The following is a 20940-nucleotide window of genomic DNA, read 5'->3' on the forward strand; positions in this document are numbered from 1 at the left end:
ATGAACGATCAGCAAGCGAGCCGGGAACTGATCCGGCGTTTCGTCGGCCTTCCGCCGGAGAAGCGGAAGATTCTGCTTGAGCGGCTGGGCCAGCAAGGCATTTCGCTGTCGGTGCTGCCGATCACGCCGGACTGGCGACCGGCCACCAGCGATCTGCCGCTGTCCGCTGCACAACAGCGGATGTGGTTCCTGTGGAAGCTGGACCCTGCCGGCAGCGCCTATCACCTCGCCGGCATGCTGCGTCTGCGTGGCCAGGTGGATGATGGCGCCCTGCAGCGGACCTTCGATGCACTGGTGGAGCGGCATGAGAGCCTGCGCACCACCTTCCATCAGGATGGGGAGCAGGCGGTACAGCGCATCCATCCGCCCGCTTCCCTGCCGATCGCCGTCAGCGATCTACGCGACATCGATCCGGCGCAGCGTGACGCTGCTGTGCAATCGATGGTCGACGCCGAAGCCCAGGCCCCGTTCGACCTCGAACAGGGACCGCTGCTGCGCGTCCGTCTGCTGCAATTGGCCGACGACAACCACATCCTGCTGGTCACGATGCACCATATTGTCTCCGACGGCTGGTCCATGAACGTGATCATCGACGAGTTCGCCCGGCTCTATGCAGGCTTCGTCAGCGGCCGGCCGGCGCCCTTGGCGCCACTGCCGATCCAGTACGCGGACTATGCGGCCTGGCAGAAGCAGTGGCTCGAGGCCGGCGAGCTGGAGCGGCAACTGCGCTACTGGAAGTCGCATCTGGCAGACGATGGCACGGTCATGCTGGAGCTGCCGACAGATCGGCCGCGCCCGGCGGTCCCAACCCATCGTGGTGGCGCCGTTTCGTTCTCGCTCGATGCCGAGCTCTCGGCGAAGCTCCGTACCGTCGCCCGCAACGCGGATACCACCCTCTTTACCGTGCTGCTGGCCGCCTTCCAGGTGCTGCTCTACCGCTACACCGGACAGCGCGACCTGCGCATCGGCGTGCCGGTGGCCAATCGAAACCGGATCGAGACCGAGGGTGTGGTCGGCTTCTTCGTCAATACGCAGGTGCTGCGCACCGAAATCGACGGCAGCATGGCGTTCGACGCGGTATTGGCCCACGCTCGCGAATCGGTACTGCAAGCGCAGGCGCATCAGGAGCTGCCGTTCGAGCAACTGGTCGAGGCCTTGCAGCCCGAGCGCAACCTGGCGCACAACCCGTTGTTCCAGGTCATGCTGAACCACCAGCGGCGCGATCTGCGTGCGCTGGATCGCCTGCCAGGTCTGGTGCTGAAGAAGGTCGAGCGAACCGCCAACGCGGCCAAGGTCGATCTCGCACTCGATACGCAGGAGGACGAACAGGGCCTCCTCCATGGCGTATTCGGCTATGCGGCCGATCTGTTCGAGCACGATACGGTTGAGCGTCTACAGCGGCATTTCGTCGGTGTGTTGAAGCAAGTCGCCGTACGGCCTCAGGCCCGTGTTGGCGAGCTGACCCTTCTCGATATCGACGAGCAAGGTCAATGGCGTGACTGGAACACGCCCAACAGGCGGTTCTCTACTGCGGAGCCGGTACACGTCGCCATCGCCCGCCAAGCAGCCCGGCGCCCCGGCGCCATTGCCGTGCGTTGCGGCGATCGCGCCGTCGGCTACGGCGAACTCGATGCCGCCGCCACGCGTCTGGCCTATGCGTTGCATGCGGCCGGAGCGGGCCCGGAAACCGTGGTCGGCGTGGTGCTCGACCGCAGCCCTGACCTGATCGTGCGGCTGCTCGCCACGCTGAAGGCCGGCGCCGCCTATCTGCCGCTGGACCCCGAGCTGCCGCCTGCGCGTATCGAACAGTTGCTGCGGGACGCTGGCGTCAAGCTCGTGCTGACCTCTCGCGCGCTGAGCGGCCGCATCGACACCAGCCTGCCGCTCATCGTCATGGATGACGTTGGCGAGCCGGAAGCGGTGCAGTTGCCCGCAGTCGATTCCCGCCAACTGGCATACCTGATCTACACGTCGGGTTCCACCGGCACCCCCAAGGGCGTCGCCGTCGAACACGGCCCCTTGGCGATGCACTGCCACGCCACCGTCGAGCAGTACGGCATGGGACCGGACGACCGGGAATTGCACTTCCTGTCGTTCAACTTCGACGGCGCCCACGAACGCTGGCTGGTGCCGCTGATCGCCGGCGCCCAACTGGTGCTACGTGACGACACCCTGTGGAGCGCCGAGCAGACGCTCGAAGTGATGGCACGCGACGGCGTGACCAATGCCGGCTTCCCGCCCGCCTATCTGCTTCGGCTGGCTGAAGCGGCCACCGAACCGGTACCGCTGCGCTTGCTGTCCTTCGGCGGCGAAGCGATGTCGCGCGAGGCCTTTGCCCGCATCAAGCAGAAGTTCCAGGCCGGCACGCTGATCAATGGCTATGGGCCGACCGAGGCCGTCGTCACCCCATTGGCCTGGGTCGGACAGCACAACAACGATTGTCCCAGCGCCTATGTGCCGATCGGCAGACCGGTGGGCGACCGCACCGCCTACGTGCTGGACGCGGACCTCAATCCGGTACCGGTTGGCGTGGCCGGCGAGCTGTATATCGGCGGCCTCGGTTTGGCCCGCGGCTATGTCGGCAAACCGGGCCTGACCGCGGAACGTTTCGTCCCCGACCCCTTCGCGCCAGGCGCCCGCATGTACCGCACCGGCGACCTGGTCCGGCGTTGCCGCGACGGCAACATCGAATACATCGGCCGGCTCGACCACCAGGTCAAGATCCGCGGCTATCGCATCGAACTGGGCGAGATCGAGGCGCGGCTGCGCGCACATGCAAGCGTGCGGGAAGCCGTTGTGCTGGCGCACGACGGTCCGGTTGGGAAGCAGCTGGTCGCCTACGTAGTTGCCGGCCAGGATGCAGGCGATATCTCCGCCGCGCTCCGCGCCTATCTGGAAGGCTGCCTGCCCGCCTATATGGTCCCGGCGCACATCCTCGTGCTGGATCGGCTGCCCGTGACGACCAATGGCAAGCTGGACCGCCGCGCGCTTCCCGAGCCGGTGTGGGAAGCCAAAGGCTACGTCCCGCCGCGCGACGATATCCAAACCTTGCTCGCCGAGGTCTGGCAGGACGTCCTCGGGGTCGAGCGAGTCGGTATCACCGACAACTTCTTCGAGCTCGGCGGCGATTCGATCCTGTCGATCCAGGCGGTCAGCCGAGCCCGTCGAGTAGGCCTGCGCTTCACGCCCAAAGACCTGTTCCTGCATCAGACCGTGCAGGCGCTGGCGCAGGTCGCCACGCGCGACGAAGCACACCATGCCGTCGAGGACACCCCCACCGGCGAGGTGCCGCTGCTGCCGATCCAGCAGGCGTTCTTCGAGACCGCGATACCGCAACGCCACCACTGGAACCAATCGGTGCTGTTGCACCCTCGGACTCCCCTGGACCGCGACGCATTGCGGCAGGCGCTCCATGCCGTGATCCGCCATCACGATGGGCTGCGGCTTCGGTACCTGCAGACCGATGGGCAGTGGCGCCAGCACTACGCGGAACCCATCGAAGACGAGGTCCTGTGGCAGCAAGAGATCGCCGGCATCGATGCAATCAGCGAACACTGCGACCGCGCACAACAAAGCCTGGATCTGCAACACGGTCCGCTGCTCCGCGCACTTCACCTTCGGCTGCCGGACGGCGGTGAGCGGCTGTTGCTGGTCGTCCACCACCTGGTGGTCGATGGCGTCTCCTGGCGGATTCTGCTGGAGGACCTGCAGCAGGCGTACCGCCTCGCGAGGGACGGGCAGCCGATCGCCCTGCCGCCCAAGACCGCGTCGTACAAGGCCTGGGCACAGGCGTTGGTGCGGCACGCGAGTTCGGACGAGTTGATCCAGCAGGCCGACTACTGGCGTGCCCAGCAAGGGCCCGAATTGCCGTGCGATCACGCCGTCGACGAGGATCGGATCGCCGACGCCGCCACGCTGACGCTGCAGTTGTCTGCTGCGCAGACGCAGCGGCTGCTCAAGCGAGCCCCATCGGCGTATCGCACGCAGATCAACGACCTGCTGCTGAGCGCGCTCGCGCGAGCCGTCGGACATTGGGCCGGCGTGGACAGAGCCGCCCTCTTCCTGGAGGGACATGGCCGCGAGGCGTTGTTCGACAACGTCGATATCGGCCGCACGATCGGCTGGTTTACCAGCCTGTTCCCCGTCGTTCTGCCGGTGCTCGACGACACCGGCAACAGCATCAAGGCGGTCAAGGAGACGCTGCGCGGCATCCCGCATCACGGTATCGGCTATGGCTTGCTGTGGCATCTGGGGCCGCAGTCGATCCGCGATGAACTCGCTGCGCTCCGCTTGCCTCGCATTACGTTCAACTACCTGGGCCAGCTCGATGCCAGCGCAGGCGACGCGGCCCTGTTCGATCGCGCCGCCGAGTCTGCAGGTCAGTCCGTCTCGCCCGAAGCCCCGCTTGGTAACTGGATCACGATCAACGGCCAGGTGTCCGGCGGCGCGCTGTCGCTGGCGGTCAGCTTCAGCACCGCGCGCTACCGGCACGACACCATCGCTTCGCTCGTAGAGGCCTATCGGCAGGCGCTGGAGGCTACCATCGACCATTGCGTCAGCGTGCCGCCCGGTGCGCTGACGCCGTCCGACGTCCCGCTCGCCGGCCTGACCCAGGATCAGCTCGATCGCCTCGACGGCCGCCAGATCGAGGACCTGTATCCGCTGACGCCGATGCAGCACGGCATGCTGTTCCACTCGCTATACGCGCCCGAGGCCGGGCTTTACGTCAACCAACTAGCCATCGCGCTCGACGGCCTCGACGCCGATCGCTTCCGCTCGGCCTGGGACGAGACGGTGGCGCGCCACGAGATCCTGCGTACCGGCTTTGTCTGGATCGATGGGCAGGCGATGCAGGCGGTCTATCGGCAGGTGCTTTCGCCGGTGCGCATCGATGCGCAGCAGCAGTGGAACGAATCCGAGTGCGAGGACGTCGCGCTCGCGGAACGGAAACAGGCCTTCTCGCTCGATACGCCTCCGCTGATGCGCGTGCGCCTTCTCTATCTTGGAGCGAACCGCTACCGCATGATCTGGACCAGCCACCATCTGCTGCTCGATGGCTGGAGCACGGCCCGATTGATCGGCGAAGTCCTGCAGCGCTACCATGGCCAGCCGGTCGAGGTCCCCGCATCCCGCTATCGCGACCACATCGGCTGGTTGCAGACGCACGACGTCGCCGCCAGCGAATCGTTCTGGCGCGAGCGGCTGCAAGCGCTCGACGAGCCGACGCGGCTGGCGTCCGCCCTTCCTGCGCCTGACGCTGGCACCGGTCACGCCACCTGCCGCACCACGCTCGATGCCGATGCCCTCGCCCACCTCCAACGCAGTGCCGCCAGCCAGCATCTGACCCTCAATACCCTGCTGCAAGCGGCCTGGGTCATCGTGCTGCAGCGCTATACCGGACGGCGGGCCGTCGCCTTCGGCGCCACCGTTGCCGGCCGGCCGGCAGCATTGCCCGGCGCCGAGGCGATGCTGGGCCTGTTCATCAATACGCTGCCGGTGATCCAGGCACCTGCACCGGACCAGACCGTCGCCGACTGGTTGCAGGCGCTGCAAGCGGAGAACCTGGCGCTGCGCGAGCACGAACACGTGCCGCTGTACGAGATCCAGCGCTGGGCCGGCCAAGGCGGACAGGCGCTGTTCGACTCGATCCTGGTGTTCGAGAACTACCCGGTCGATGCGGCGCTGCGTCAGCGCGAGCAGAACGGCCTGAAGCTCGGCGAAGTCAGCCATGCCGCGACCACCAACTATCCGCTGACGCTGGTGGTCTCAGCTGGCGCGACGCTGGATATCGGTTGCAGCTATCAATGCGATCTCTTCTCGCAAGCGACCGTCCAGCAATTGCAGCGGCACTATCTGGCTGTGCTGGAGCAGATTGTCTCGGCGCCGCACGCTCGCGTCGGCGAACTGCGGTTTGCCAGCGGAGACGACGGAATGCTGGTGGGCGAGTCGCCGGGCACTGGAGCAGCCGTTGTGCAGACCGCCGCAGCCGATGTACTGACCGCCTGGCGGCGCAGTGTCGTGGCGGATCCTTCTGCCATTGCGCTGCGATACGAGGAACAGACGCTGACTCGCGGCGAGACAGATCGGTTGGCCAATGGGATTGCCGCGGCGCTGATCGAACGCGGCGTTGGCCGTGAGACGCGGGTTGGGCTCTGTGTCGAACGCTCGCCGGCATTCGTTACCGGCCTGCTCGGCATCCTGAAGGCCGGGGCTGTCTGTGTACCGCTCGATCCGACACAGCCGGCCGAACGCTTGCGCCAGCTGCTGGACGATGCTGGCGCAAGCGTTGTCGTCGGCTCCGTGCCGGGCTTCGATTGCCTCGATCCGGCCTCCGTGGCACCAGTGGACGCGGCCCCTTCCGTCTCGTTGCTCCCGGATCAGGCCGCTTACCTGATCTACACCTCCGGCTCGACCGGCACCCCGAAGGGCGTGGTCGTCAGCCACGATGCGCTCGCGCATTACGTCTCGGGCGTGCTGCACCGGCTCGAGCTGCCGGCCGATGCCTCGATGGCAATGGTCTCGACCACAGCCGCAGACCTCGGCCATACCGTGCTGTTCGGCGCCCTTTGCAGCGGCCGAACCTTGCATCTGATCTCGCGCGAGCGTGGCTTCGATCCCGATCGCTTTGCCGACTACATGACGCAGCACCGCGTTGGCGTGCTGAAGATCGTACCGAGCCATCTGCGCGGGTTGTTGCAGGCTCGGCAGCCTGCCGACGTGCTGCCCGAGCAGGCACTGATTCTTGGTGGCGAAGCGACGTCCGCCGATTTGGCCCGCACGGTCCGCGACCTGAAACCTCACTGCCGGCTGTTCAACCACTATGGCCCGACGGAAACCACCGTCGGCGTGCTGACACATGAAGCGGTGACTTTGCCCGAACGGCAGCTGCCCACCGGCATGCCGCTGCCCGGCTCCCGCGTCTATGTGCTCGACGCCGACCTGAACCCGGTACCAAGCGGCATTGTCGGTGAGCTCTATATCGCCGGACCGCAGCTGGCCCGCGGCTATCTCGGTCGCCCCGGACTGACTGCGGAGCGCTTCGTGCCCGATCCATTCACCCCCGGGGCACGGATGTACCGCACCGGCGACCGCGTCAAGCAGGATGCGGACGGCCGGATTGAATACCTCGGCCGCCAGGACGAACAGGTCAAGATCCGCGGCTACCGTGTCGAACTCGGCGAAGTTGCCCATCTGCTGCGGTCTCAGCCGGGGATCAAGGACGCCGCGGTGATCGTCCACGAGGAGAGGCTGGTCGCCTACTGCGTGCTGGACGTCGTCGACACCGCGACGATCAAGGACCGGCTCAAGGCACAGCTGCCCGACCATATGGTGCCGGCTCAGATCATTGTGCTGGACCGGCTGCCGATCACGCCAAACGGCAAGTTGGACCACCGCGCCCTGCCCGCACCGGTCTGGCAGACGCAAGGCTACGTCGCCCCACGCAACGACATCGAGACGCTGCTCGCGCAGGTCTGGGAAGACGTCCTTGGCGTCGAGCGTGTGGGCATCCACGACAACTTCTTCGAGCTCGGTGGACATTCGCTGCTGGTCACGCGTCTCGCCGCTTTGCTCAACGCCAGCCTGCCTGTGCCAGTTCCGCTACGCGTTTACTTCGAGTCGTCGAGCCTCGCCGAGATGGCAGCCCGCATCGGGCAGACGAATGGCAATCAGAACGCCGGCGAGAAGGCCACCGAAGCGGAAGACTGGACCGACATGGACGCGTGGCTCGATACCCTGGAGACAGAAGCATGAGCGTGGACAAACTCCGCCTCGCACAACGGTTCGCCAGCCTGTCACCCGAGGGACAGCAGCGATTCATTGACGAACTGAACGCCCGGGGCATGGATTTCGGGCGCCTGCCGATCGCGGCACGTGGGTGCAGTGAGGCCGCGCTGTCGTATGCGCAGCAGCGGCTATGGTTCCTGTGGCAACTCGAACGAAACAGCGGCCTGTACAACATTCCGCGTGCCGTGCGGCTGCGTGGCACTCTCGATCAGCCTGCCTTGCAGAAGACCTTCGATGCGCTGGTGGAGCGGCACGAGAGCCTGCGCACCACCTTCCATCAAGAGGGCGAACAGGCGGTGCAACGCATCCATCCGCCCGCCTCACTGCCGATCGCCATCAGCGATCTGCGCGACATCGGGTCCGCCGAGCGCGACGCTTCCGTGCAATCGATGGTCGATGCCGAAGCCCAGGCCCCATTCGACCTCGAACAGGGCCCGCTGCTGCGCGTGCGCCTGCTGCGCCTGGCCGACGACGACCACATCCTGCTGGTCACGATGCACCATATCGTCTCCGACGGCTGGTCGATGAACGTAGTGATCGACGAGTTCGCGCGGCTCTATGCCGGCTTCGTCAGCGGCCAGCCCGCGCAATTGGCTCCGCTGCCGATCCAGTACGCCGACTACGCGGCCTGGCAGAAGCAGTGGCTCGAGGCCGGAGAACTGGAGCGGCAACTGCGCTACTGGAAGTCGCATCTGGCAGACGATGGCACCGTCGTGCTGGAGCTGCCGACCGACCGGCCACGCCCGGCGGTGCCGAGCCATCGCGGCGGCGCGGTCTCGTTCTCGCTTGACGCCGACCTTTCCGCCAAGCTAAGGGCGTTGGCGCGTCGAACCGACACCACGCTCTTCACCGTGCTGCTGGCCGCCTTCCAGGTCCTGCTCTATCGCTACACAGGACAGCGCGACCTGCGCGTCGGCGTGCCGGTGGCCAACCGCAACCGCGTCGAGACCGAAGGCGTCGTCGGCTTCTTCGTCAACACGCAGGTCCTGCGCACCGAGATCGACGGCAGCATGGCGTTTGACGCCGTGCTTGCCCGTGCCCGAGAGTCTGTACTGCAAGCGCAGTCGCATCAGGAGCTGCCGTTCGAGCAACTGGTCGAGGCGCTGCAGCCCGAGCGCAACCTGTCGCACAACCCGTTGTTCCAGGTCATGCTGAACCACCAGCGGCGCGATCTGCGTGTGCTGGATCGCCTGCCCGGCCTCGTGCTGGAAAAGGTCGAGCGGACCGCCAACGCGGCCAAGGTCGATCTCGCACTCGATACGCAGGAGGACGAACAGGGCATCCTCAACGGCGTCTTCGGCTATGCCGCGGATCTGTTCGACCACGATACGGTCGATCGTTTGCAGCGGCACTATGTCGGCGTGCTGCATTCGGTGGCGGACGAACCAGCCATCTCGATCGCCGCGATCCCGCTGCTGCTTGCGGACGAGCAGCAGCAGTTGATCGGTTGGAATATTGCGGATCGCCGCTTTTCGGCCGCCGATCCGGTTCACGCCGCCATCGCGCGCCAAGCGGCCCAGCGTCCCGAGGCCATTGCGATTCGCTGCGGGCAGCGCGTCGTCAGCTACGGTGAACTCAATGCTGCCGCCACCCGTCTGGCCTACGCCTTGCATGGAACGGGCGTCCGCCCGGAGACCGTCGTCGGCGTGGTGCTTGACCGCAGTCCCGACCTGATCGTGCGGCTGCTCGCCACGCTGAAGGCCGGCGCCGCCTACCTGCCCTTGGACCCGGAGCTGCCGCCTGCGCGTATCGAACAGTTGCTGCGGGACGCTGGCGTCAAGCTCGTGCTGACCTCTCGCGCGCTGACCGGCCGCATCGACACTACCCTGCCGCTCATCGTCATGGATGACGTTGGCGAGCCGGAAGTGGTGCAGTTGCCCGCAGTCGATTCCCGCCAACTGGCCTACCTGATCTACACCTCCGGCTCCACCGGCACCCCCAAGGGCGTGGCCGTCGAACACGGCCCCCTGGCGATGCACTGCCACGCCACCGTCGAGCAGTACGGCATGGGGCCGGACGATCGGGAGCTGCACTTCCTGTCGTTCAACTTCGACGGCGCCCACGAACGCTGGCTGGTGCCGCTGATCGCCGGCGCCCAACTGGTGCTACGTGACGATACCCTGTGGAGCGCCGAGCAGACGCTCGAAGTGATAGCACGCGACGGCGTGACCAATGCCGGCTTCCCGCCTGCCTACTTGCAACGGCTCGCGGAGGCGGCCACCGAGCCGGTGCCGTTGCGTCTGCTGTCCTTCGGCGGCGAAGCGATGTCGCGCGAGGCCTTCGCCCGCATCAAGCAGAAGTTCCAGGCCGGTACGCTGATCAATGGTTATGGGCCGACCGAGGCCGTGGTCACCCCGTTGGCCTGGGTCGGACAGCACGACACCGACTGCTCCAGCGCCTACGTGCCGATCGGCAAGCCGGTGGGCGACCGCACCGCCCACGTGCTCGACGCCGACCTGAACCCGGTGCCGGTTGGCGTGGCCGGTGAGCTGTATATCGGCGGGCTTGGCCTGGCGCGGGGCTATGTCGGCCGGCCGGGGCTGACCGCCGAACGATTCGTGCCGGATCCGTTCGCCTCTGGCGCACGGATGTACCGCACCGGCGATCTGGTCCGGCGTTGCCGCGACGGCAGCATCGAATACGTCGGCCGCATTGACCATCAGGTCAAGATCCGCGGCTATCGTATCGAACTGGGCGAGATCGAGGCGCGGCTGCGTGCGCATGCAAGCGTGCGGGAAGCGGTGGTCGTCGCCCACGATGGACCAAGCGGCAAGCAGTTGATTGGCTACGTCGTGCCGGCGCCCGGCGAGGCGGAAGTTGCAGCGGCGCTGAAGGCGTATCTGGAGAACGTCCTGCCGCCCTATATGGTGCCGGCGCAGATCCTTCCTCTGACCCGGCTTCCGGTCACCTCGAACGGCAAGCTCGATCACCGCGCGCTCCCCGAGCCGGTGTGGGAAGTCCAGGGCTACGTCGCCGCGAGCAACGAGGTCGAGGCCCGGCTGGCCCAGGTCTGGCAGGAGGTGTTAGGCGTCGAGCGTGTCGGCGTCACCGACAACTTCTTCGAGCTCGGCGGAGACTCGATCCTGTCGATCCAGGCGGTCAGCAAGGCGCGCCACGTGGGCCTGCGCTTCACGCCCAAGGACTTGTTCCTGCATCAGACCGTGCAGGCACTGGCCCGCGCCGCGACGCGTGAAGATGCCGAACGGCCCGCCGAAGACAAACCCACCGGTGAAGTACCGCTGCTGCCGATTCAGCGATGGTTCTTCGACACGCCGATACCCAATCGCCATCATTGGAACCAGTCGGTATTGCTCAGACCCGCTGCGCCGATCGAGCAGGCAGCGCTGCGCAAGGCGCTCCGGGCCCTCGTCTCGCATCACGATGCATTGCGCCTGCGCTATCGGCAGTCCGATGGGCAATGGCAACAGCATTACGCCGAAGTCGACGATCACGAACTGTTGTGGCACGAAGAGGTGGCAAACACCGACGCCATCGCGGACCGTTGCGGCGAGGCCCAACGAAGCCTGAACCTTGAACAAGGACCGCTTCTGCGGGCACTGCATGTTCGACTGCCCGATGGCAGCGAGCGGCTGCTGCTGGCGGTCCACCATCTGGTCGTCGATGGCGTGTCATGGCGGATCCTGATGGAGGACCTGCAACAAGCGTATCGCCTCGCACGGCAAGGACAATCGATCGCGCTTCCGCCGAAGACGGCGTCGTACAAGACGTGGGCCGAGACCCTGGCGGAACAGGCCCACGGCGACGCGATGCGGCGGCAGGCGGACTACTGGTTGTCGCAACCGGACGTGCCCGCGTTGACAACCGATCACGACACGCCGGCGCTGGCTGTCGATGGGCGGCAGCACACGATCCGCCTGGACGCGGCGCGCACCACGCAACTGCTGCAACAGGCCCACCGCGCCTATCGCACCCGCATCAACGACCTGCTGCTGACCGCGGTCGCGCGTGCAGTCGGCACATGGACGCAACGGCCGCGCGTCGCGGTCCAGCTGGAAGGGCATGGACGGGAAACGTTCGACGAATCGTTCCACCAATCGGTCGACATCAGCCGCACGGTGGGCTGGTTCACCACGGTGTTCCCCGTGGTGCTACCCGTCGCCCCTGGCATCGGCGACACCATCAAGCAGGTCAAGGAAACCTTGCGTGCGATCCCCGGCAACGGCATCGGCTATGGGCTCCTTCGCCATCTTGGCCCCGCGGAAGTCCGCTCCGAGCTGGCGCGTCGCGCAGAGCCGCGCATCACCTTCAACTACCTGGGCCAGTTCGACCAGGCCGCCGGAGAGGGTGCCGACTTTGCGCTGGCCGACGAACCGAGCGGCGCGAGCCGTGATGCGCACGCCCCGCTCGGCAACGCGCTGACCATCAATGGCCAGGTATTCGGCGCCGAGCTGGTGCTGAAACTGGGCTACAGCTGCAAGCAGTTCGACCCCGCCACGATCGAGCTGCTGGGCGATGCGCTCCGCCGCGAACTGGAAGCCGTGATCGAGCACTGCCTCTGTCTCGACAACCACGGCATGACGCCATCCGACCTGGTCAACGTCCAGATCGACCAGGCAGCGCTCGACGCGCTGCTCGATAACGTGCTCTAAGCCGCCTTCCGACTTTTGAATCCAACCATGACGATTGCCACCGAACGACGCAAACAGGACATCGAGAGCATTGCGGCATTGACCGCCTTGCAGCAGGGCGTCCTGTTCCACGCACTGGAACGCGGCGACGGCGACCCCTATCACTATCAGCGCGTGTTCGACATTCGCGGCGAACTGGCAATCGACGACTTCATCCGCGCCTGGCAATGGACGGCCGACCGGCATCAGGCGCTGCGCAGCGACTTTATCTGGGGCCAGAGCGATGTGCCGCTGCAGATCGCGTACAAACGGCGGCCCGTTCAACTCGAGCAGGTCGATTGGCGCAACTTGCCGGCGGACGAGCAGCGCCGGCAGCTCGAAGCCCGACTGAAGGCACAGCGGCTGGAGGGCTTCCCTTTTCGCAGGGCCGCCGATCTTCGGCTCAGTCTGTTCCACGTGGAGGCCCGGCGCTGGTGGCTGGCGTGGTCCTTCCACCATGTCGCGATGGATGGCTGGAGCGTCGGCATGGTGCTCAGCGACGTGTTGCAGTCCTATCTGACGTTGCGCCGCGGCCAGCCGCTGCACGCCACGGCGCCGCGTCCGTTCAGCGCCTATCTGCAATGGCTGGGCCAGCGCGACAAGGCGGCGTCCGCGAGCTATTGGCAGCAGGCACTGGCCGACGTCGAGATGCCGACGCCGCTGCCGGCGAGCGTGCCTGAGACCGGCCGCTCCGGCTATGCGGAACAGAAGCTGTCGCTATCGCCGGCTCTCAGCGACACCGCGCGCACGCTGGCGCGACGGGCGGGCATCACCGTCAATACGCTGGTGCAAGCCTTGTGGGCCTGGGTGCTGGCCCGGCACAGCGGCAGCGACGACGTGGTGTTCGGGACCACGGTGTCCGGGCGATCCGGGGACTTTCCAGGCATCGAGACGATGGTCGGCCTGTTCATCAACACGATTCCGCTGCGCGTCCGTCTACCCAGCGATCTGCCGGTGGGGCAATGGTGGCGCACCATTCAGCAGCAGGCGATAGAGAATCAGCAGCACGAGCATATGCCGCTGCCGGACATCCAGCGGCTGGCGCGCCCGGGCGAAGGCGGCGCGTTGTTCGACAGCATCCTGGTGTTCGAGAACTATCCCGTCGACGCGGCGCTGAAGCAAAGGCAGGGCGATATCGACATCCGCCTGCTGGGCGCTGGCGCCATGGAAGATGGCGGCGACTTTGTCATCAGCGGCCGCAACAACTATCCGCTGAGCCTGATCGCGGCGATGGACGAGTGCCTGCACCTGACGCTCGCTTATCAGCGCGATCGCTTCGCCGACCGGGACATCACGGCATTGCTGGGCCGGATGGAACAGGCGCTGCAACGCATGCTGGCCGATCCCGACCAATGCCTCGGGCAGATCGGACTTCCGGGTGACGGGGGCGTGCTGGTCGCCGAACCGGTTGGCGGAGCGTTGCCGGACGTCCTGGCTGCCTGGCGGCGCAGCGTCGAGGCCGACCCTTCGGCCATTGCGTTGCGATATGAGGACCAGACGCTGACGCGCGGTGAGACCGATCGGTTGGCCAATGGTATTGCCGCGGCGCTGATCGAGCGTGGTGTCGGGCGGGAGATGCGGGTTGGACTCTGCGTCGAACGCTCGCCGGCATTCGTTACCGGCCTGCTCGGCATCCTGAAGGCCGGAGCCGTCTGTGTGCCGCTCGATCCGGCACAGCCTGCCGAGCGCTTGCGGCAGCTGCTGGACGATGCCGGGGCACCGGTCGTCGTTGGCTCCGTGCCCGGCTTCGATTGCATCGATCCGGCATCTGTGGCGCCGGTGGACGACGCCCTTGCCGTCTCGCTGCTTCCAGGCCAGGCCGCTTATCTGATCTACACCTCCGGCTCGACCGGCACCCCGAAGGGCGTGGTCGTCAGCCACGATGCGCTCGCGCAATACGTCTCGGGCGTGCTGCACCGGCTCGAGCTGCCGGCCGATGCCTCGATGGCAATGGTCTCGACCACAGCCGCAGACCTCGGCCATACCGTGCTATTCGGCGCCCTCTGCAGCGGCCGGACCCTGCACCTAATCTCGCGCGAGCGCGGCTTCGATCCCGATCGGTTTGCTGAGTACATGGCGCAGCGCCGTGTCGGCGTGCTCAAGATCGTGCCGAGTCATCTGCGCGGGTTGCTGCAGGCTCGGCAGCCTGCCGACGTGCTGCCCGAACAGGCACTCATTCTCGGTGGGGAAGCGACCTCGGCCGAATTGGCCCGCACGGTCCGTGACCTGAAGCCGCACTGCCGGCTGTTCAACCACTACGGACCGACGGAGACCACCGTCGGCGTACTGACGCATGAAGCTGTGTCCCTGCCCGACCGGCAGCTACCTACCGGCACCCCGCTGCCCGACTCGCGCGTCTACGTGCTGGATGCCGACCTGAACCCGGTACCAAGCGGCATTGTCGGTGAGCTCTATATCGCCGGACCGCAGCTGGCCCGCGGCTACCTCGGACGGCCCGGGCTCACTGCCGAACGCTTCGTGCCCGATCCCTTCACCTCCGGCGCACGGATGTACCGCACCGGCGATCGCGTCAAGCAGGATGCGGAGGGCCGGATTGAATACCTCGGCCGCCAGGACGAACAGGTCAAGATCCGCGGCTACCGTGTCGAACTCGGCGAAGTCGCCCATCTGCTGCGGTCACAGCCCGGGGTCAAGGACGCCGCGGTGATCGTCCACGACGACCGGCTGGTCGCCTACTGCGTGCTGGACGAGGCCGATACCGCGACGCTCAGGTCCCGCCTCAAGGCGCAACTACCGGACCATATGGTCCCGGCGCAGCTGATTGCACTCGACCGGCTGCCGATCACGCCAAACGGCAAGCTGGACCGCCGTGCGCTGCCCGCACCGGTCTGGGAGACGCAAGGCTACGTCGCCCCGCGCAACGACATCGAGACGCTGCTCGCGCAGGTCTGGCAAGACGTCCTCGGTGTCGAACGCGTCGGTGCCACTGACAATTTCTTCGAGCTTGGGGGCGATTCGATCCTGTCGTTGAAGGTGATCGCCCGGCTGAAGAAGGCCGGCCACAAGCTGTTGCCCAAGCAGGTCTTTTCCAATCCGGTACTGAGCGACCTTGCGCAGGCGATAGCGGCAAACCAGGATGGCGCATTGCCGTCCACGGCGACGATCAATCCCGGCCCGGCACGGGCCAATCGAAGCGGTCCAATCCCGTTGTCGTGGGCCCAGCAACGGCTATGGTTCCTGTGGCAATGGAACCGCAACAGCGCCGCGTACAACATTCCCCGGGCGGTGCGGTTGCGCGGCAATCTTGTTCAGGCAGCGATGCAGCGGACCTTCGATGCGTTGGTGGAACGGCACGAAAGCCTGCGCACCACCTTCCATCAGGAAGGCGAGCAGGCGGTGCAGCGCATCCATCCGCCCGCCTCACTGCCGATCGCCATCAACGATCTGCGCGACATCGGGTCCGCCGAGCGCGACGCTTCCGTGCAATCGATGGTCGATGCCGAAGCCCAGGCCCCATTCGACCTCGAACAGGGCCCGCTGCTGCGCGTACGACTGCTGCGCCTGGCCGACGACGACCATATCCTGCTGGTCACGATGCACCATATCGTCTCCGACGGCTGGTCGATGAACGTAGTGATCGACGAGTTCGCGCGGCTCTATGCCGGCTTCGTCAGCGGCCAGCCCGCGCAATTGGCTCCGCTGCCGATCCAGTACGCCGACTACGCGGCCTGGCAGAAGCAGTGGCTCGAGGCCGGCGAACTGGAGCGGCAGCTGCGCTACTGGAAGTCGCATCTGGCAGACGATGGCACGGTCGTGCTGGAACTGCCGACGGACCGGCCACGCCCGGCGGTGCCGAGCCATCGCGGCGGCGCGGTTCCGTTCTCGCTCGATGCGGACCTCACAGCCAAGCTCAGGGCCTTGGCGCGTCGTGCCGACACCACCCTCTTTACCGTGCTGCTGGCCGCCTTCCAGGTCCTGCTCTACCGCTACACAGGACAGCGCGACCTGCGCGTCGGCGTGCCGGTGGCCAACCGCAACCGCGTCGAAACGGAGGGCGTGGTCGGCCTCTTCGTCAACACGCAGGTCCTGCGTACCGAAATCGACGGCAGCATGGCGTTCGAATCCGTGCTGGCCCGTGCCCGCGAGTCGGTGCTGCAGGCTCAGGCCCATCAGGAGCTGCCGTTCGAGCAACTGGTCGAGGCGCTGCAACCGGAGCGGGACCCGTCGCGTAACCCGCTGTTCCAGGTCATGCTGAACCATCAGCGGCGCGACCGCAGCATTGCGCAACGTCTGCCGGGACTGCAATTGGAACCGGTGGAGCGATCCGTCCGATCGACCAAGGTGGACTTGTCCCTGGACACCCAGGAGGACCAGACCGGCGCGGTGTTTGGGGCCATGGGATATGCCTGCGATCTATTCGACCACCATACCGTCGAACGGATGCTGCGGCACTACCTCGGTATTCTGGATCAGATGGCGACAGTGTCTGACCCTCGTGTCAGTGAGTTGATGCTGAGCAGCCGGGACGACGGAAGGCTCGTCGGAGACGCCATGAGCTCCGCGCCGGCGGACGTGCTTTCGGCATGGCGATGCAACGTGGAGCGGGACCCCTTATCCATTGCATTGCAGTATGAGGATCGCACGCTGACGCGCGGTGAGACCGATCGGTTGGCCAATGGTATTGCCGCGGCGTTGATCGCGCGCGGCGTTGGGCGCGAGGCGCGGGTTGGGCTCTGTGTCGAACGCTCGCCTGCATTCGTTACCGGCCTGCTCGGCATCCTGAAGGCCGGATCCGTCTGTGTGCCGCTCGATCCGGCACAGCCTGCCGAGCGCTTGCGGCAGCTGCTGGACGATGCCGGGGCACCCGTTGTCGTTGGCTCCGTGCCCGGCGTCGATTGCGTCGATCCGGCTTCGGTGGCGCCAGTGGACGAAGCCCCTGCTGTCTCGCTGCTTCCGGGCCAGGCCGCTTATCTGATCTACACCTCCGGCTCGACCGGCGCCCCGAAAGGCGTGGTCGTCAGTCATGACGCGTTGGCGCACTACGTCTCCGGCGTGCTGCACCGGCTGCAACTGCCGGCCGATGCCTCGATGGCGATGGTCTCGACCACGGCCGCCGACTTGGGCCATACCGTGCTGTTCGGTGCCCTTTGCAGCGGCCGCACCTTGCATTTGATTTCGCGCGAGCGCGGCTTCGATCCCGATCGGTTTGCGGAATATATGGCACGGCACCGCGTCGGGGTGCTCAAGATCGTGCCGAGTCATCTGCGCGGTCTGTTGCAGGCTCGGCAGCCTGCCGACGTGCTGCCCGAGCAGGCACTGATTCTTGGTGGCGAAGCGACGTCCGCCGATTTGGCCCGCACGGTCCGCGACCTGAAACCTCACTGCCGGCTGTTCAACCACTACGGACCGACGGAAACCACCGTCGGCGTACTGACGCATGAAGCTGTGTCCCTGCCCGAGCGGCAGCTACCTACCGGCACCCCGCTGCCCGGCTCGCGCGTCTACGTGCTGGATGCCGACCTGAACCCGGTACCAAGCGGCATTGTTGGTGAGCTCTATATCGCCGGACCGCAGCTGGCCCGCGGCTACCTTGGACGGCCCGGGCTCACTGCCGAACGCTTCTTGCCCGATCCCTTCACCTCCGGCGCACGGATGTACCGCACCGGCGATCGCGTCAAGCAGGATGCGGACGGCCGGATTCAATATCTGGGCCGCCAGGACGAACAGGTCAAGATCCGCGGCTACCGCGTCGAACTTGGCGAGATTGCCCATCTGCTGCGGTCGCATTCAGGCGTCAAGGATGCCGCGGTGATCGTCCATGAGGACAGGCTGGTGGCCTACTGCGTGTTGGACGGCACGGATACCGCCGTGCTAAGGACCCAATTGAAGGCCAAACTGCCCGACCATATGGTGCCGGCTCAAATCACCGCGCTCGAGCGGCTCCCGGTCACGCCCAACGGCAAGCTCGACCGCCGCGCCCTGCCCGCCCCGGTCTGGGAGACGCAAGGCTATATCGCCCCGCGCAACGAGACCGAGGCGCTGCTTGCGCAAATCTGGCAGGACGTGCTCGGCGCCGAGCAGGTCGGCATCCACGACAACTTCTTCGAGCTTGGGGGTCATTCGCTGCTCTGCCTGCAAGTGCTGACTCGGCTGCGCGCCGCGACAGGCGCGGGTCTGGCGATCGAGTTGCGCCATCTGATGGAACACCAGACGATCGCGTCGCTGTGCCAGGTGCTCGGCGGCGCCGACGCTGCGCAGCATCGGCCCGTGCCCTTGAATCGGCCTTCCGGCGATGCAACGCCGCTATTCTGCCTGCACGCGTCGTTTGGCAATGTGTTCGACTACACGCCGCTGGCCCGATCGCTGGAGGGCGCCTGCACGGTCCATGGGCTGGCCTGTCCGCCGCTGGACACGATCGACTCCCTGGAACATCTTGCGCATCTGCACGTGATGGCGATTCGCGCCGTGCAACCCACGGGTCCCTATCGGCTGCTGGGATGGTCGCTCGGCGGCGCACTGGCCGCGCGAATGGCGGCGATCCTCGAAGACGCCGGCGAAACGGTGGCGTTCCTTGGGCTGGTGGACACCCTGGTGCCGCGCCAGGGGACGGCGCCGGTCCGCCAGCGTGGTTCCCTCGACGAGCTCCACCAGTATCTGCTGCAGCTGTTTCCGCAGTTGGCGGACAGCGGCTTTGCAGAGGAATTGGCCAAGGCGCGGGCGGAGCGGCAAGGCGCCGCGCTGGTCGAGCATCTGGTCCGGCGGGCCTTCACGCTGGCCGGCGGCGTCGGGCACGCGGACCCGGACGAGCTGTCACGGATGTTCGCCACCGCCGAGCGACTGCGCGAGCTCAGTCACGACATGTCGCTGCAGCCGCTGCGCGTGGCACCGACCTGCTGGTGGGCGGGCGACCGGGCCGAGGAGGATATCGAACGGCTGGCCACCATGCTGGAACGGCAGCCAGCCTATGCCCAGCGGGTCGCGGCGACCCACCTGGGAATCGTGCGGGCGCCGGCCTTTATTGACGGGCTGCGCGATCGGCTGGAGGCCGTGCCGGCGAACGGTTGATGCCGCGCTCGGTGGACGAGGGGGCCGGGATCAGCGCGTACCAGAGCCCGGCCGCCGTCATCGCACCCAGCGCCAGCCACGAGACCCAGTCCCAAACCCCGTCCGCGAACAGCGCGGCGGCCAGGCCGACGCAGCCGGCGATGGCCAGCACGATCGGCATGCCGTAGATCCACAGAAACGTCCCGGGCGTTTTCATTGGCTGGCTCCGCTTTGGGTCACGGCGGCGACCGCGGGCGCGGCGCGCTCCGCGGTACGCTGCTCGTCTTCGAGCTTGCGCAGGCGCGCATTGGTCGTGCGCGTGCGGCCGACCCACAGATAGATGCCGCTGCCGAGCAACACGATCGTGATGAGGTCCAGCACGGCCCACAGGATCTTCAGCGGCATCGCGCCGTAGTCGCCGAAATGCAGCGGGCCGGAAATCCGCAGCGCGGCGACGTACCAGGGCATCTCGCGCTTTGCCGCGAAGGCACCGGTCTGCGCGTCGACCAGCACCGGCTTGATCAGGCGCGAGGTGATATGCGCGTCGCCGCGCATGAAGACCGCGTAGTGATGGTTGCCGGCGAGCGGCGTGCCGGGGAAGGCGACGAAAGCCGTGGTCATATCCGGCTCCTCGGCCTTGGCCAGCGCGATCGCCGCATCGAGCGAGGCCAGCTTCTCGGGCGGCGCGGCAGCAGCGGGCGACGCGCCGTCCTTGGCCGCAAAGGGCGCGACCATGGCCTTCAACTCGGTGGCCTGCCAGAAGCTGTATGTCGGCTTGGCCAGCGTCAGCAGCACGCCGGTCAGCCCGACCACGAAGGCCCACGACAGTGTGGCCATGCCCAGCACGTTATGCAGGTCCAGCCATTTGAGCCGTGTCGAGCGTTCACGGCGCACGGTGCCGAACGGCAGCTTCTTCATCAGCGGGCCATAGACGACGATGCCCGAGACGATCGAGATGACGAACAGCAGTCCCATGAAGCCAAGGAACAGCGTGCCGGCCAGACCCGCGAACAGGTCCGTATGCAGCTTGACCATGACGAGCATGAAGCCGGACCGCAGCGGCGTATCGCGCAGCAGGTCGCCGGTACGCGCGTCGTAGGTCAGCAGCGCTCCGCCCTGGCGCGGCGCCTCGCGCGAGGACAGCGAGACGAACCAGACCGGCTCCTCGTCGTCTGCGGTGACGAAGCGGACGGCCGTGCCGGGGCGCCGTTCCAGCGCGTCGGCGACGATGCGGTCGACCGGCACCCGGCCCGCGTCGGCCGGCAGCTCCGGCGCCTCGACGCCATTGCCCAGCCAGTGGTCGATCTCATGCCCGAAGATCAGCGGCAGGCCGGTCAGGCACAGCAGCAGCAGGAAGACGGTGCAGATCAGGCTGGTCCATTTGTGGATCAGGTACCAGATGCGGAACGTTCGGATATGCATGGTGGCTGGCGCGGGCGGCGGCCTTTTCCTATTTGCGAATGATTCGCATTCTATATGGGTCTGATGCGGGGAGATAGTCCGGTCACCGGTCGTCCCCGCG

The 20940-nt window shown here is 66.6% G+C and carries 5 protein-coding genes; 3 read left to right on the forward strand and 2 right to left on the reverse strand.

Going from position 1 to position 20940, the window contains the following annotated elements; translation table 11 throughout:
* From LRR16_RS06850 to LRR16_RS06860, 3 genes are read left to right on the forward strand one after another with little or no spacing between them, the layout of a single operon-like run.
* Entirely contained in the window at positions 1–7752 is a 7752-nt protein-coding gene (locus LRR16_RS06850; protein ID WP_232205301.1) for a non-ribosomal peptide synthetase, read from the forward strand.
* Entirely contained in the window at positions 7749–12395 is a 4647-nt protein-coding gene (locus LRR16_RS06855) for a non-ribosomal peptide synthetase (protein ID WP_232205302.1), read from the forward strand. The genes LRR16_RS06850 and LRR16_RS06855 overlap by 4 nt, the downstream gene beginning before the upstream one ends.
* A gap of 27 nt (positions 12396–12422) precedes the next feature.
* On the forward strand, positions 12423–19439 hold the full coding sequence (locus LRR16_RS06860; RefSeq protein ID WP_232205303.1) for a non-ribosomal peptide synthetase: 7017 nt from the start codon (positions 12423–12425) through the stop codon (positions 19437–19439).
* On the opposite strand, the gene LRR16_RS06865 is transcribed toward LRR16_RS06860, so the two are convergent.
* Positions 19390–19635, reverse strand: coding sequence for a hypothetical protein (locus tag LRR16_RS06865; RefSeq protein WP_082928344.1), 246 nt, complete (start codon positions 19633–19635; stop codon positions 19390–19392). The genes LRR16_RS06860 and LRR16_RS06865 overlap by 50 nt on opposite strands.
* Positions 19632–20840, reverse strand: coding sequence for a PepSY domain-containing protein (locus LRR16_RS06870; RefSeq protein WP_232205304.1), 1209 nt, complete (start codon positions 20838–20840; stop codon positions 19632–19634). Before LRR16_RS06870 ends, LRR16_RS06865 begins: the two co-directional genes overlap by 4 nt.
* Positions 20841–20940: the final 100 nt, after the last annotated feature.

Source organism: Cupriavidus sp. UGS-1, assembly GCF_021213615.1.
GTDB lineage: Bacteria > Pseudomonadota > Gammaproteobacteria > Burkholderiales > Burkholderiaceae > Cupriavidus.

Excerpts from the sequence above, each read along its gene's own strand:
- LRR16_RS06850 (WP_232205301.1), top strand. The coding sequence starts at position 1 with ATGAACGATCAGCAAGCGAGCCGGGAACTGATCCGGCGTTTCGTCGGC.
- LRR16_RS06855 (WP_232205302.1), top strand. The coding sequence starts at position 7,749 with ATGAGCGTGGACAAACTCCGCCTCGCACAACGGTTCGCCAGCCTGTCA.
- LRR16_RS06860 (WP_232205303.1), top strand. The coding sequence starts at position 12,423 with ATGACGATTGCCACCGAACGACGCAAACAGGACATCGAGAGCATTGCG.
- LRR16_RS06865 (WP_082928344.1), bottom strand. The coding sequence starts at position 19,635 with ATGAAAACGCCCGGGACGTTTCTGTGGATCTACGGCATGCCGATCGTG.
- LRR16_RS06870 (WP_232205304.1), bottom strand. The coding sequence starts at position 20,840 with ATGCATATCCGAACGTTCCGCATCTGGTACCTGATCCACAAATGGACC.